General features: G+C 34.8%; 13 protein-coding genes. 4 read left to right on the plus strand and 9 right to left on the minus strand.

The features are described 5' to 3' along the window. Positions 1–35 precede the first annotated feature (35 nt). On the minus strand, positions 36–3,173 hold the full coding sequence (locus BSF41_RS00590; protein ID WP_095927593.1) for an efflux RND transporter permease subunit: 3,138 nt from the start codon (positions 3,171–3,173) through the stop codon (positions 36–38). A 108-nt stretch (positions 3,174–3,281) separates the two neighbouring features. Beyond that, positions 3,282–3,605, minus strand: a complete 324-nt coding sequence (locus BSF41_RS00595; RefSeq protein WP_095927594.1) for a DUF6660 family protein — start codon at positions 3,603–3,605, stop codon at positions 3,282–3,284. Positions 3,606–3,894: 289 nt separating this feature from the next. Here BSF41_RS00595 and BSF41_RS00600 point away from each other — a divergent pair, with 289 nt between their 5' ends. Together BSF41_RS00600 and BSF41_RS00605 are read left to right on the plus strand one after the other, a co-directional pair. Next, on the plus strand, positions 3,895–5,016 hold the full coding sequence (locus BSF41_RS00600; protein WP_095927595.1) for a hypothetical protein: 1,122 nt from the start codon (positions 3,895–3,897) through the stop codon (positions 5,014–5,016). 12 nt (positions 5,017–5,028) lie between these two features. Then, positions 5,029–5,793, plus strand: a complete 765-nt coding sequence (locus tag BSF41_RS00605) for a porin family protein (RefSeq protein ID WP_095927596.1) — start codon at positions 5,029–5,031, stop codon at positions 5,791–5,793. Positions 5,794–5,862: 69 nt separating this feature from the next. Here BSF41_RS00605 and BSF41_RS00610 read toward each other — a convergent pair whose 3' ends face one another. Genes BSF41_RS00610 through BSF41_RS00630 form a run of 5 tightly spaced genes read right to left on the minus strand, consistent with a single transcriptional unit; the run spans position 5,863 to position 12,435 of the window. After that, the gene (locus tag BSF41_RS00610; RefSeq protein WP_095927597.1) at positions 5,863–6,456 is read right to left on the minus strand and encodes a chemotaxis protein CheB; all 594 of its coding nucleotides are present in this window, start codon (positions 6,454–6,456) and stop codon (positions 5,863–5,865) included. Next, positions 6,435–7,247: a protein-glutamate O-methyltransferase CheR gene (locus BSF41_RS00615; RefSeq protein ID WP_095927598.1), complete on the minus strand. Its 813-nt coding sequence runs from the start codon at positions 7,245–7,247 to the stop codon at positions 6,435–6,437. The genes BSF41_RS00610 and BSF41_RS00615 overlap by 22 nt, the downstream gene beginning before the upstream one ends. Positions 7,248–7,254: 7 nt before the next feature. After that, positions 7,255–7,620, minus strand: coding sequence for a response regulator (locus tag BSF41_RS00620; protein WP_095927599.1), 366 nt, complete (start codon positions 7,618–7,620; stop codon positions 7,255–7,257). 17 nt (positions 7,621–7,637) lie between these two features. Further along, positions 7,638–11,204, minus strand: a complete 3,567-nt coding sequence (locus tag BSF41_RS00625) for a response regulator (RefSeq protein ID WP_095927600.1) — start codon at positions 11,202–11,204, stop codon at positions 7,638–7,640. Between the two features lie 16 nt (positions 11,205–11,220). Further along, a complete protein-coding gene (locus BSF41_RS00630) occupies positions 11,221–12,435 on the minus strand; it encodes a response regulator (protein WP_095927601.1) in 1,215 nt (404 codons plus the stop codon). Positions 12,436–12,828: 393 nt separating this feature from the next. Here BSF41_RS00630 and BSF41_RS00635 point away from each other — a divergent pair, with 393 nt between their 5' ends. Then, positions 12,829–13,674 (plus strand): SDR family oxidoreductase, encoded by an 846-nt coding sequence (locus BSF41_RS00635; protein WP_095927602.1) that lies wholly within the window; start codon positions 12,829–12,831, stop codon positions 13,672–13,674. 195 nt (positions 13,675–13,869) lie between these two features. Next, positions 13,870–14,130 (plus strand): SemiSWEET family sugar transporter, encoded by a 261-nt coding sequence (locus tag BSF41_RS00640; RefSeq protein ID WP_095927603.1) that lies wholly within the window; start codon positions 13,870–13,872, stop codon positions 14,128–14,130. 68 nt (positions 14,131–14,198) lie between these two features. On the opposite strand, the gene BSF41_RS00645 is transcribed toward BSF41_RS00640, so the two are convergent. Further along, positions 14,199–15,011 carry a hypothetical protein gene (locus BSF41_RS00645; protein WP_095927604.1) on the minus strand — a complete coding sequence of 271 codons (813 nt, stop codon included), beginning with the start codon at positions 15,009–15,011 and terminating at the stop codon, positions 14,199–14,201. A gap of 403 nt (positions 15,012–15,414) precedes the next feature. Continuing rightward, positions 15,415–15,756, minus strand: a complete 342-nt coding sequence (locus BSF41_RS00650; RefSeq protein ID WP_095927605.1) for a hypothetical protein — start codon at positions 15,754–15,756, stop codon at positions 15,415–15,417. Positions 15,757–15,944 lie beyond the last annotated feature (188 nt).

Raw genomic sequence — 15,944 nt, forward strand, 5'->3', positions numbered from 1 at the left:
AGAGAAATTATTTTCTACACGCAGTAATAAATTATCTAATTATCAGATTTTCTAATTATCTCATTACGATTAAACTTCTCCAACAATAAATACAAAATCGGTAAGACGATCAACGTTAATAAAGTTGCCGAGATTAATCCGCCAATTACTACGGTTGCTAGAGGCTTCTGGACTTCTGCCCCGCCGCTTGTGGATAAAGCCATTGGCAAAAATCCTAATGAAGCTACAGCTGCAGTCATTAAAACAGGACGCAAACGTGTTTTGGTTCCGATTAGGATTCGTTGAAACGGATCTGAAATACCTTCTGTTTTTAATTGGTTGAAATACGAAATCAGTACAATTCCGTTTAAAACTGCAATTCCGAATAAGGCGATAAAACCAATTCCGGCAGAAATACTAAACGGCATTCCTCTCAGCGACAGCGCAAAAACACCTCCAATAGCCGATAACGGAATCGCACTAAAAATCAGCAGCGCTTGTTTGGCACTTTTAAAAGTAAAATACAGCAAGACCAAAATAAGTCCCAAAGCAATTGGCAAGGCTACAGAAAGTCTTTTTGAAGCTTCAATTAAATTTTCGAATTGCCCTCCATACGTCACATAATAACCTGCGGGAAGCTTAAAGCTTTTATCCAGTTTTGCCTGAATTTCTTCGACAACACTTTTGATATCTCGTCCACGAACATTTAAACCAACGGTAATTCTTCTTTTTCCGTCTTCGCGGATAACCTGTACAGGACCTTGTTCGTACTCTACAGAAGCAACCTGAGAAAGTGGCACTTGCTGTCCGCTCGGAAGCGGAATAAACAAATTACTCACATCGGTAATGTCTGCACGATTGCTTTCGTCCATTCTCACCACAACATCAAACCTTTTGCTTTCGTCATAAATCTTTCCAGCTACTTCTCCCGCAAAAGACGAACGGATAATCTGGTTGATATCTGAAATATTTAGTCCGTAAAGCGCAATTTTATCATAATCGTATTTGATGGTAATCTGTGGCAATCCTGTAACTTTATCGGCTTTTAAATCTCCGATTCCGTCGATTCCTTTTATTTTCGAAATCAATTCTGTCGCTTTGGCATCTAGGATTTCCAAATCGTCACCAAAAATCTTGATGGCGATATCAGAACGGCTTCCCGTCATTAATTCGTTAAAACGCATTTGGATGGGCTGCGAAATCTCGATATTGGCTCCAGGAATAATTTCCATTTCTTCTTTCATGGCATTGGCAAGTTCTTCCCAATTACGGTATTTGCCTTTCCATTCTTTTTTGTCTTTTAAAACAATAATCAAATCCCCGCTTTCAATTGGCATCGGATCGGTCGGAATTTCACCACTTCCGATTTTAGTCACAATAGTCTTGATTTCAGGGAATTTAGCTTTCAGAATCTGTTCGTATTTCGTAGTAGTTTCCACCATTTGCGTCAGCGAACTTCCCGTCATAATGGTAGCATTTATTGCCAAATCGCCTTCCTCGATTGTTGGAATAAATTCGCCCCCCATATTCTGGAAAACAATAAAAGCAAAAGCAAATAATCCAACGGCAATAGAAAGAACTACTTTTTTAAACTCTAAAGCTTTTTTCAATAATGGCGTATAACGGCTTTCTAGCCAAGCAATCATGCGGTCGCTAAAATTTTCTTTATGTTCTGTTTTTTTCGAAAGAAACAAAGCACTTATCATTGGGATATATGTCAGCGAAAGAATAAAAGCTCCAATAATGGCAAAACCAACTGTCATGGCCATTGGTTTAAACATTTTTCCTTCGGTTCCAATCAAAGCCAGAATTGGCAGATATACTATCAGAATAATGATTTCTCCAAAAGCAGCACTGTTCCTGATTTTTGAAGCCGAATTATAGACTTCTTCGTCCATTTCTTCCTGCGTTAGTTCTTTTTTATTTTTGAGTTTCTGCAGGTGATGCATTGTGGCTTCGACAATAATTACGGCGCCGTCGACTATGATTCCGAAATCTATGGCTCCGAGACTCATTAAGTTTCCGCTTACGCCAAAGGCATTCATTAAAATAACAGCAAACAGCATCGCCAGCGGAATCACAGAAGCGACAATCAATCCGGCACGAAGATTTCCTAAGAACAAAATCAGTACAAAAATTACGATTAAAGCTCCTTCTAATAAATTCTTAGCAACGGTTTTTATAGAATTATCAACTAGTTTTCCTCTGTCAATAAAAGCTTCAGCAACAACTCCTTCAGGAAGGCTTTTATTAATCTGAGCCATTTTTTCGTGAACACGGTTTACAACAGCGCTGGAGTTTTCGCCTTTCAGCATTAGCACCATACCAGACACGATTTCTCCTTTTCCATCTTTGGTTGATGCACCATAACGCAAAGCAATGCCTTCACGTACTTGCGCTACATTTCGAACCAGAACAGGCGATCCGTTTCGGTTTTTTACTACCACATTTTCAAGGTCTTTTACGCCTTTTGCCATTCCGACGCCGCGAATAAAATACGTATATTGATCTTTTTCGATATAAGCACCTCCAGTATTTTGATTGTTTTTTTCTAAAGCATCAAAAATTTCGGTTATCGTTACACCCAAGCTATTCAGCATGTTTGGATTTACAGCAATTTCAAACTGTTTTAGTTTTCCGCCCCAAGTACTTACATCGGCAACACCTTTAATACCCTGTAATTGAGGAATAATAATCCAATCCTGAATGGTTCTCAGTTCGACAGCACTGTATTTGTTTTCATACCCTTTTTTAGCATAAACATCGTATTGGTAAATTTCTCCTAATCCTGTTGAAATTGGCGCCAATTCGGGAGAATTTACATAATCTGGAATGTTTTCTTCGGCTTGTTTTAAGCGCTGAAATATTTGTTCGCGAGCCCAATAAATATCTACATCGTCTTCAAAAACAACGGTAACAACCGATAATCCGAAACGGGAAATACTGCGGAGTTCTATAATATTGGGAACTGTTTTTACAGCTCTTTCTAAAGGATACGTAATTAATTGCTCAACTTCTTGACTCGCCAATGTTGGTGCAGTGGTAATAATCTGAACCTGATTATTGGTTACATCAGGAAGAGCATCGAGCGGTAAATTTTTAAGCGAATAGCTTCCCCAAGCAATGAGTGCAAGGGTAAATAATAGTATGACGAATTTGTTTCGTATACTAAACTGAATGATTTTATCTAACATTTGAATATATAATGACGTGAGAAATTAGACAATTAAATTGTCTGTAAACGTGTGGAAAGTCCACAACTCTCTCGCCCGTTTTCGATCTTTATCGAACAGGCCTAATCATTATGCTATTTGAGGGGGCTGCCAAATACTTCCGTAGAAATTGGAAATAAAAACAGAACTGTAACTTGGTAATGCAATTGAGATTTGATTGTAAGTCTTAGGAAATTCAAAACTTACGGCAGAATGGTAACTTAAAACCTGTGCGCCGCAGCAATTGCAGGCACAAAATGGAGAACATAAATCATTGTCTTTGTCGTGCGAATGATTGTCTTCTGAAGCAAACTGAGCTGTTTTATGCATAGCACTGTTTACTTCCATATCGGCACATGGCATATTAGACAATGCCAGCAGGTAAATTGATAATATGATTGTTATCCATTTCACAGTCGTAAAAATACAATTATTTTTTCAATTGGTAAGTCATGCTAATAATTCCTAAAAGAAAAATACTGAAAAATAGCACAAAAATTATTTTTAAGGCTTTTATCATTTTCTTATTAATTTTTGTCGTAGGTAAGAAAATTTCGTTAACTTTAACATTAATTAACACATTATTAAGCCTTTAATTTACAACAAAACCTATTTAGCATACAGAATAAAAAGTTTTTCATACCTCATTAGTACATATTTATTTTTCGCAGTTTAATTAATTAACATTAAAACACTCTAATCAATGAAATGTAATACACTAATATCAGCCTTTTTATTACTATTTAGCATGCAAATTTTCGGGCAGGTTTATACCGACAAAATTGTAGGGAAAAAAAATGAAGAATTAAAAGACAGTCTTAAAGTCGAAAAATATCCGTACGCTTTACCGATCTGGGGTGAGAAAGTAGCTCAAAAAGGATACAAACTTCCCTACTCTGCAGGTGTTTCTGTTAATTATTTTTGGCAGGAATCTGAAATTGTCATTAATGATTTAAACATTGGTTTTAATCATGGCCCTCAATATAACTTAGACGAAATTGTACGATTTGATAAATCAACGGTTGAAGCTGGTGCGCTAACTATTAGACCTGATATCTGGCTGCTTCCCTTTTTAAATATTTATGGAATTTTTGGAAAAGCCAAAACGGCAACTAAAATTAATGCTGGTATTTGGGTGCCAGACGCAGATAACAATTGGTCTGAAGTTGCCAATTTTAGCACCAAAGCAAATTTTGATGCTACTACTTTTGGTATAGGTATGACCCCAACAATAGGTATTGGCGGTGGCTGGCTGGCTCTGGATATGAACATGGCCTGGACTGATATTAGTTCCCTAGATAAACCTGCTTTTTCCTATGTTTTTGGTCCGAGATTAGGAAAAACATTTAAATTCAATAAACCAGACACCAATATAGCGGTTTGGGTTGGAGGTTTTAGAGTTCATATTTCTGGAGATACAAATGGTGATTTGCCTTTATCTGATTTTATTGATCTGAGCAGTGCTCAAGCTAAAGTAGACAGCGGACTTCAAAAAGTATCTGACAATCAGACAAAAGTAGATGAATGGTGGGATGGTTTAACTCCAGCTGAACAAAAAAATCCAGTTAATGTAGCCAAACATAACACTGCTGACAGAGCTTTGGAAAGAGCAGGAACATTCCTTGCAACTCTTGACGGAGCACTGAGCACAGCCTCAGATTCATCTGTTCAATATTCCCTTCAAAAAAGACCAAAAGATATGTGGAACTTTATTATTGGATCTCAGTATCAATTCAGTAAACATGTAATGTTTCGTGCAGAGTGCGGTTTCTTAGGTTCTCGTACACAAGTATTGGGAAGTTTGCAATACCGTTTTGGACTGTAATTCATCCATTATATGAAAAAGATTTTATTAATCGTTTTTGCTTTCTTCTGTATTTCCACGGCACAGTCACAAGTTTTGATTTCCTTAATCTTTGGAGATAAACTCAACTCAGAGTTTTTGGAATTTGGTCTGGAAGGCGGTGCTAATTTTTCTACCATTTCAAACATGGGATCTTCAGCTTTAAATCCAGGTTTTAATCTTGGTTTTTATTTTGATCTAAGATCTAGAAAAAATCCTGCTTGGATGATCAATACTGGAGTTATTGTTAAATCTCCAATGGGAGCAAAAGATATTCCGGTGTATTCTTTAAATGATGAAAATCTAGACAATACTTTTGCGGGCGGACATGTAAATCGTGAAATACGTTATTTTAATGTTCCGATTCTAATTAAATACCAGTTCAAAAATAATATCTATCTCAAAACAGGTCCTCAATTCGGTTTGTTGGCCAAAGCATTTGATGAGTTTAAAAACGAAATCAATAAAGATGATGTGGTTTATAAGAAAAACATTAGAGATCAAATTCATGTTATAGATGCGGGACTTGCTTTTGGTGCCGGCTATCATATGAATGTTGGAAACGGTTTAAACATCACCGTTCAATATTATTACGGACTTGTTACGGTAATGAAAGGAGATGGTCCAAATAATCAATATAACAGATCTTTGTACGTTACAGCAGGTATTCCGATCGGAAAAGGAAAAGCGGCACAGAAAAGAGCCGAAAAAGAAGCTGAATTGAATAAAGTCGTGCTTCCTGAAGACGAGAAAAATTAAGAGATTGAAGATTTTAGATTGAGGATTAACGATTTTTGATTTCTTCCATCTGAAATCAAAAATCGTTAATCAAAAATCAGCAATATTAATTCCTTTTATAAACTCCAAAATCTCTTCGGTGGTTAAAACAAAATCAGGAGCAGTATGCAAAATCGCATTATTGGGCATAAAAGGCATATCTGCAGAAAGCGGATTCTGCACAACGCTTACACCGCCCGCCGCCTGAATTGCTCTTGATCCAACCGTACCATCCGAATTGGAACCCGAAAGTAGAATTCCAACTAAATTTTGACCATATATTTCTGCAGCAGACTCAAAAGAAACATCTATACTTGGTCTGCTGTAGTTTATTTTTTCTGAAGTGTCTAAAGACAACGTTTCTTCTTTTTCAAATAATAAATGATAATTGGAAGGCGCGATATAAATAAATCCTGCTTCAAGTTTTACTTTATCTTCTACCTCTTTTACTTTTATTTTTGATTTTAAAGCTATTAAATCTTCTAAGGTTTGTTCGTCTGAGTTTTTTCTGTGAACAACAATGACAATCGCAAAAGAAACAGGTTTTTCTATAAAAGGCAAAATCTGCAATAATGCCTGTAAACTTCCTGCCGAACCGCCAATTATAACTACTTTACAATTTGTTACTCTTTTATTTTTCTCCATATTTTCTCTTTATCAAATTGTTTGTATTTGGTTTGAGATATAGAATACTTTATAGTTTCTTTTGTGCCGAGTGCCAAAAAACCTAAAACAGCTAAGCTGTCATCAAATAGATTGACTACTCTTTTCTGCAGATTATTATCAAAATAAATTAAAACATTACGGCACAAAATCAAATCAAATTCATTAAACGAAGTGTCAGAAACCAGATTGTGCTGAGAGAAAACCATCTTCTCTGAAAGATTCTCATTAAATTTTGCAAACCCATAATTGGCAATGTAATAATCTGAAAAATCTTCCTGTCCGCCCGCTTCACGATAATTATCGGCATAATCTTTTATCATTCTCAGGGGGAAAATACCGCTTTTTGCTGTCTCCAAAACCGTAGCGTTTATATCGGTAGCGTACAATATTGATTTGTGCAGTAAACCTTCTTCTTTGAGCATAATCGCCATCGAATACACTTCTTCTCCTGTAGAACAGCCAGCATGCCAGATTCTGATAAAAGGTTTGGTTCCCAGTAAAGGAAGAATTTCTTTTCGAAGTGTTAGATAAAAAGACGGATCACGAAACATTTCTGTAACGTTAACCGTTATTTCATCAATCATTTTTTTGCAATATTCTGGATCGGTACGGACTTTAGATAGAAATTCATGAAAATGCTTAAATCCATCCAAAGTAAATACCCTGCTTACACGTCTTTTAAGTGAGGCTCTTGAATAACTTCCAAAATCAAAACCATAATATTCGTAAACTTCATTAATGAGGGTCTCTAATTCAATATCTTCAATCATAATTCATTTAAATTTCTCCCAAGATGTGAAGTAATTTATCTACATCTACAGGTTTTGAGATGTATGCATCTGCTCCGGCTTGTAAACATTTTTCTTTATCTCCTGCCATAGCTTGCGCTGTGACGGCAACTACAAAAGTATTCTCTTGTGACGGAATGGCTTTAATGAGCGGAATGGCCTCATAACCGTCCATTTCGGGCATCATCATATCCATCAAAACGGCGTCAATTGAATTGTCATTTGCTAATATTTTTAGGGCTTCTTCGGCACTTAAACAAGACAGACAGTCAAAAGATTTTGCTTTTAAGGTATTTACTAATGCAAAAATATTTCTAGAATCGTCATCTACAATCAATACTTTTTTCTTTTCCATGTACAGTATTTTTAAGATTAGATTTTATCGTATAACCAAACTCGAAGTAGCGACAATAACTGATCGACATCGACCGGTTTTGTAATATAATCTGAAGCTCCCGCCTTAATACATTTTTCTCTGTCGCCAGTCATGGCTTTCGCCGTTACGGCGATTACGGCTAAGTTTAGAAATTTAGGATTGCTCCTTATTTTTTCTGCCGTTTCGTAACCGTCCATATTAGGCATCATCATATCTAAAAGCACCACATCTGTATCTGGATTTTCATTCAAAATCTTAATCGCTTCTTTTCCATCAAAAGCGGTAATAACAGTCATTTTAAATGCTTCTAAAGCTTTGGAAAGCGAATAGATGTTTCGCACATCATCATCTACAATTAATACTTTTTTCTCAAATAAAATATTGTTTAACGAATTCAGTTTTTTACTGCTTTCTTTTCCTGCAGTTCCTTCTTTCTTATTTTCTACTAAGTGAAGGAAAAGCGAAACCTCATCGAGCATTCTCTGGTACGAATGTGCCGTTTTCACGATAATAGAATCGGCATATTTCTTAATTTTCAGTTCTTCTTTTATCGAAAGACTTTTTCCTGTAAATACAATTACCGGCAGGTTTTCTAACCCTGGACTTTTCTTAACCCCGTCTAGAATTTCGTAAGCTTGCTTGTCTGGAATTCCCATATCGAGAATTACACAGTCTACTTCTTCTTTTCCTAAAGACGATAAACCTTCTGATACTTCGCTTTTAATCTCCGAGTTAATATTATACGTTTCTAAGAAAAACGCCAGTGCTTTTGCATGTTTCGGATTGTCTTCAATAATTAAAACCTTTTGCGATTCTTTGTTTATAATATGTTCGATACGTTTAAAAACATCTGGAATTCGCTCAAAAGCCACAGGTTTGTCTAAGAAGTCTACCGCTCCTTTTAATAAACTTTCTTGTTTCAGTTTATGCGAAGACATAATGTGTACCGAAATATGTTTGGTATGAGAATGATTTTTTAATTCTTCCAGAACCTGCCATCCACTTTTTATTGGAAGTTCGATATCCAATAAAATTCCGATTGGTCTATAAATTAAAGCAAAATTCAAGGCATAATCACCTCTTACTGCCACTACTCCTTTATAGCCTTTTTTCTGAGTGAAAGCCAATAATGATTTGGCAAAATTGATGTCGTCTTCTACAATCAAAATCACTTTATCATCTTCTACAATTGAATCTCTGTCATCTTCAATTTCTTGCGGAATAACTTCACTGATGTATTTCGGTCTTTCCTCATCACTTTCAGTTGTTACTTCGATTTCTTCTGCATGTGGAATTTTATTTACCGAAACTTTATTGATCGCAAATCCTAAAACGGGAAGACACAACGTAAACGTACTTCCTTCGTTTACTTTACTATGCAATACAATTTCTCCTCTTAGTAATTTGGCCAACTCACGGCTAATTGACAATCCTAAACCAGTTCCGCCATACTTGCGTTTTGTTGAACCGTCGGCTTGCTGGAAGGCTTCAAAAATTAAGGGCTGTTTATCTAACGGAATTCCGATTCCGGTATCTTTTACAATAAAACAGATTATTTTCTCATCGTCTGTATCTACTTTTATTTCAAGAGAAACGGTTCCTTTCTCGGTAAATTTAATGGCATTCGAAATCAGGTTTTTCAGAATCTGCTCCAAACGCATTTTGTCTGTTTTAATGACAATTGGCGCATCTTTGGCAATAATTTCAAAATTAATTCCCTTCTCTTTTGCAACCAGATAAAACAAGTTATATAGGTTATCTGTAATTTCTTTGGTCGAAACATCCAAGAATTCCAGATCCATTTTTCCAGCTTCAATTTTAGATAAATCAAGGATTTCATCAATTAAACCTAATAAACTATTTCCTGAACTCTGAATTACTTTTGCAAATTCAATTTCTTCATTGTTCATTGTTTTATTGTTATTCTCAGACAATAAACGACTCAGCAATAAAATCGAATTCAGCGGTGTTCTCAACTCATGAGACATATTGGCCAAAAACTCCGATTTGTAACGCGTAGTCAATTCTAAAGCTTCTGATTTCTTTTGGATTTCAGTGTTTTTTTCTTCTAATAAAACGCTTCTTTCAGACAATTCTTCATTAGTTTGTTCCAATTCTTCCTGCTGTACGCGAAGTTCTTCTTCCGATGCTTGCAGTTTTTCGGTCTGTGCTTCCAATTCTGCATTTATAGCTTCCAATTCGCTATGTTGAATCTGTAATTCTTCTGACTGAGATTTGGTTTCTTCCAGAAGTTCCATTACCCTTTTACGGTTTTGGGTCGCTTTAATCGCAATTCCAATATTATTTGCCACAATATTCAAGAATTCAAGCTGCAAAACAGAAAATCCGTAAATGCTAGCCAGTTCCACTGCGCCTTCAATCTTGAAATCCATTAATGGCAATGCCACGATATGCGTAGGTTTTATTTCTCCCAATGCATAATTGATCTGAATATCATCTGGAGAAAGCGTTTTAAGTTCCAGCATTTTCCCAGAAACAATAGACTGGCCAATTAACCCCTCGCCTTTCTTGATTCTTTCTCTGTTTTTACTCGGTATGTAACTGTAACCTCCTGTAACTGTCAATTCTTCTCCATCAATCACATACAAAACTCCGGCACTGCTATTGGTATATTGGCATAAAAATTCGATTACATCTTTAGATAATTTCTGGATTGTTTTTTCTCCCAGCATTTTATCGTTCAAAGTTGCAACTCCCGATTGAAGCCATTCTTTTTGAGATAATAATTCGAAAGAATCTTTTAATGAATCTTTCATATTATGAATGGATGCGCCCAAAGCTCCTAAAGTATCTGATTTTCTATCGTCTATCTGAACATCATAATTTCCTTTAGAAATTTGTGTTGCAATACCGCTTATTACATCAAGTCTTTCAGCTGTTTCTTTATCTTTTCTCTCTAATTCCAGCTGCAATAAAGTTCTCTCGTTGTAATCCTTCAGAATTCTGATTAGGAAAACAATAGAAATAAGAAAGGCTATAAAGAAAGCAACAACAATTAAAGCTAAGCTATAATTCCCGTAACGTTCTGAATTGGAGTTGCGTTCTTCTAAAAGTTTTTGTTCTGTATTTTCAACTTTCCTGACGATCGCCTTAATCTCGTTCATCATATTTCTGCCTTCATTCAAATCAAAAATCAACGTTTCTTTGCTTAAACGTTTTTTGACAATCTGATTGTTTAGATATTTAAAGAAACCGGAACGTTTAGAGCGTAATTCTTCTAGCAATTTTTTCTGTGAAGGATTGTCAGATGTAAGTTCGTCCAACTTATCAAAATAAGTATTTGATTTCGCTTCAGCATCATTAAAACGGTCCACAAACTGCTCATCGCCTGTAAGTAGATAACCTCTCATACTGGTTTGGGCTTCTGTAATAATTGAGGAACCTTCGTTTAGGTTATATATTACATCCTGAGTATGGTTTACCCAAAAGTTACTGTTTAGTAGACTTTTAATACTAATAAAAGAGGCAACAGAACTAATCGTAAGTACAAGCAGTGAAACTAGTGAACTGATTAATAAATTTCTTTTAAAATTACCATTCATATATTCTAAATTATTTTTATTCGTATTTTAAAGGAAGAACAATGATAAAGCTTGCACCTTCTCCCACTTTACTTTTAGCTGTAATTAATCCGTTATGTTTTTCGATTATTTTCTTAGCAATTGCCAGTCCAATTCCTGTTCCTTCGTAAGATTGACGATCGTTTAAACTTTGAAAGATAATAAAAATACGATCAAGATAAATCTCATCAAAACCAATTCCGTTATCTTTTACTGTAATCCTGCAAAATTTGCCTTCTGGCGAAGTCGGACTTTCGATTGATTTTTCTAAAATAGTTTCCGAAGTAATTTCAATTACCGCTTTTTCTTCATTACCCGAGAATTTCAAAGCATTTCCTATTAGATTTTGAAAAACCTGGCGCATCTGGCTCGGAATACTATCTATTGTTGGAAGTTCGTTGGTTTTTATTGTGGCATTTTTGCGCTCAATTAAATAATCAAAATCTCCCAACACTTCCTGCAGAACAACATTCAAATCTGTTTTTTCAGGTTTTACCTGAGCAGAAAGCCTTGAATAAGCCAAAAGATCGGTAATTAAAGTTTGCATTCTTTCTGCCGATTTTATTGTTCGGTCAACATAATCGATTGCTTTGTCGTCTGCCTTTAAGTAAAGGTCTTTTATTATTTTGATAAAGATTTGAATCTTTCTAATTGGCTCATTTAAATCATGCGATACCACCCAAGAAAACTGTTGCAATTCGTGATTTCGAAGTTCCAGTTCTTCATTTTTCTGAACCAGTTCTTTTGTTCTTTCCGCGATTTTTATTTCAAGATTGTCCTGCGCTTCTTTTCTAATTTTTATTTCTTTAGAAAGAAGGTCTTTCATGACTTTAAGTTCATTTTGCTGTTCGTAGATTTTAATGAAGGTTTTTACTTTTAAAATCAGTAAATCGCTATCTACAGGTTTGGTAATGTACTCCACAGCACCTGTTTCATACCCCTTAAAGATGTATTTTTTCTCGGTATTAAGTGCCGAAAGAAAAATAACAGGAATATCTTTTGTACGTATATTTCCAGAAAGAATTTTTACTACCTCAAAACCATCGAGTCCCGGCATTTGAACATCCATAATAATCAGACAATAATCTGTTTTTAGGATTTTCTTTAAAGCTTCTTCTCCAGATTCGGCACTATCGACATCGATATTATGCAGCTCTAATGTTTTCTTTAAGGCAATAATATTGGCCCTTATATCGTCTACAATTAATACCATGCCATGTTGAAGCTAAATCGGTTGTAAATCAAAACTCTTGAATTTAAAGTGAAATTTAAAAATTTTCTTATTTTTTTAAAGAATCGCCGAAGTAACTCTTAAAAATTATGTGGAAATTCTCAAATGTATAAAAAAAATAACGAGCAGGTTTTTTATCTAAATCGAAAATAGTTACAAAATTCCCATCTTTCACTATCACATGAAACATATTGCATGATTCTTAACTTATTAGAAATTTCTTATTTTTTTAACTTCACAGCCCATTAGATGTATTTTCATACAAGTTTTCCCTTTTTGATTTTATTGAGGCAAACAAAATATCTTTTAAGACAAGTAAAATTGCAGTTATCTGGTAATTTTAAATGACACTACAAGCTTAAAAAAGAGTAAATCATGAAAAAGAAACAAACATTTCCCGAGCAAAAACAAAATCTTCCCGGCAATGAACACATGATGAATCCGGAGCCTGAAATTATACGAGAAAACTATGTTGGAAGCGGTAAATTATTCGGAAAAACGGCTTTTATTACTGGTGGCGACAGCGGAATTGGCCGAAGTGTTGCGGTACATTTTGCAAGAGAAGGCGCTAATATTGCAATTGTATATTTAAAAGAAGATAAAGATGCACTTGAAACCAAAGCAATGATCGAAAAAGAAGGCCAGCAATGCCTGCTGATTAATGGTGATTTGAAAGATGAAAAGTTTTGTAAAAGTGCCATTAAAAAATGCCATACTACTTTTAAAAGTCTTGATGTTTTGGTAAATAATGCTGCAACTCAGTTTCCGCAAACAGAAATAGAAAAAATAACTTCGGCGCAGCTCCATAAAACTTTTGAAACTAATATTTATCCTTTCTTTTATATCACAAAAGCAGCGCTTGCTTTCTTAAAGGAAGGTGATAGCATCATAAATACTACTTCTGTTACGGCTTTTCGCGGAAGCGAACACTTAGCAGATTATGCGAGTACAAAAGGCGCAATTGTGAGTTTTACCCGTTCGCTTTCGACTATGCTGGCAAAAAAGAAAATACGCGTAAATGGCGTTGCACCTGGACCAATCTGGACGCCCTTAATTGTAGCCACTTTTGATAAATTATCTGATTTTGGAAAAGACAATCCGATGGAAAGAGCTGGACAACCTTCTGAAGTGGCACCAGCTTATGTATTTCTGGCTTGCGAAGACAGCAGTTATATTACAGGGCAATTTATTCATATTAATGGAGGGGAATTGGTTGGTTAGTTTCTAAGATGCTGAGATTCTGAGATGCTAAGGTTCTGAGTTTTTTAACCATCAAGAGCCCTAAAGATTTTGTGATTTTATCTCGCAAAGGCGCAGAGTCGCAAAGCCTTTTACTAAGCTAAGCTATAGAAACAAAACTTTGCGACTCTGCGCCTTTGCGAGATTATTTTAAACCAACTTAACAAATCTTAAAAAATGAATTTTATAGATATCATCGGACTTTTTGCTGGAGGGTGTATTACACTGTCTACGATTCCGCAAATTATAAAGGTTTGGAAGACCAAGAAAGTAAAAGAAATTTCGCTACGGATGTTCAGTATTTTGACCTTTGGAATCGCGGTATGGATTGTTTACGGAATTCTCAAAAAAGACTTTCCAATTATACTGACCAATAGCATTTCTTTCATTTTAAATCTCATCATGGTTTATTTCATTATTTACTATGAAAAAGAATAAATAATAAAATAAAAAAAACAGCTCGATCAAAGCTGTTTTTTTGAAAAGTGAAGAATATGGGATGCTTACTAGCTAGCTAATTTTTGGTTGTATGATTTTAATTCCAATTGGTATTTTCGAGGTTGTAAGTTTCGCTTTAAAAACTGTACGGGCGCTGTAATAGCGGCTAATTTCATATGAGATAATTTTTTAATCTCGCTTAATTGTTTTACTGCAAAGTTCAAAATAGGTTCAAACGGAGTAAAATAATTATAACTATGTTGCGCAATCTCAAGTTCTAAAACTTCGCGAAGAATACCTTTCATTAGTATATAACGAACTAATCCTTGAGTTGGAATTCTTTTAAGCTCTTGAAATTTCTCTCCTATTTTGTGGTTTTCATCTCCTATATAAATGTAATTTCCAGAATTGCTCGTAAATATTTTTTTTACTTGAGAAACAAAATCGCTTTCTTTATTTTCGATTGTGGTTGGCATTCCAATTAAAGAGAATTGAATATGCTGGTGACTTTGAAAATGCAATACACTGTTAATAGTAGAAGAATTGCTCATAATACCTGATTGCTGTTTTTTAAGGCAATGAGTTGCCCCATCGGCACCAAAACTATGCAAAACGTTTCCTTTCTCGCAATACGCAAAAAACACAGGCGCAAACGGATTCGATTCGATGCTTAAACTAAGTTCTTGAGTAAAAGTTAAATCAAAACTCAGATATGACATCTCTTTTTCAAAACGAACGCCAGAAATGCTTCCCTTTGCCCATTTTGATTTAATCGTCAAATTGTATTCATTGGCAGAAACTTTTAATTTCCCTCCAAAACTCTCTTTAAGATTATTAAAAACAGCATCAAAGCTTCCTGTATTTATGTAAAGTTTTTTCATTATATGGTTTGGTTTTAGTAAAAGCGGTTAGTTGTTTATTTACGTATAAAAACCAACCTTGGTTGCTAACTTTCTATAATCCAAATTTCGTTTATATTGTCAGTCAATTCTTTATACAATTTTGTGCAGATATTTCATAATTATTATTTTGAGGTTCTAAGGTGCTAAGATTCTAAGGTTCTGAGACTCTAAAAAGGTTTATAATCTTTGCCTTAAGCCTTTTTGATGAAGAAAAAATTTGAGGAGCTAAGGCTCATAGGTTTATAAATCTTTAGACAAAGAAAAACCTTAGTCCCTTAGTCCCTTAGCCCCTCAGAACCTTAAAAAAAAAAGCAGCTGCCTCAAATAAATTTGAAACAACTGCTCATCAGCAAAATAAAAATACCAATCTATTTTTATTCTTTTATGTTAATTCGTTTATGTCTGCATTTTTGGAATAATTGGCTTTCGGAATGTCTTTAAAAAATTCGGCTTCTTCCAAATCTGCCGTTGGACCATATCCTAATAAATGAGTTCCCTTGCCTCCGTCTTTAGTTTCTATTATGTATAAGATTGACATATCATCGGGATCACTCATACCTTCATAACGATGATGCGCCACAATAAAAATATCTTCTGGTTTATAGGCTACTTTGCTTTCTGAATTTATCAAATGGTCGTTTTCGAATAAATAATTTACCATGTATCCTTCCTCTTGATATCTCTTTATATTATCGGTTTCGTGTTTTGAATCTTCCCTTTTCATTGTTTTTTATTTTTAACTGTTATTCAAATTTCCGCATAGGAAAGCGATAAAATTAACTCTAACGATTTTAATCTTGCCTCATTTAAAAATCACTTTTCTGCGAATATTTATTTTCACTAATTTTAACAAAACATAATTCAAAAACAAGAATTTACTAAATTTAATACGAATGAAAAGTAGCTTGTTAA

Origin of the sequence: Flavobacterium sp. ACN2 (genome assembly GCF_002303885.1) — a bacterium.
GTDB lineage: Bacteria > Bacteroidota > Bacteroidia > Flavobacteriales > Flavobacteriaceae > Flavobacterium.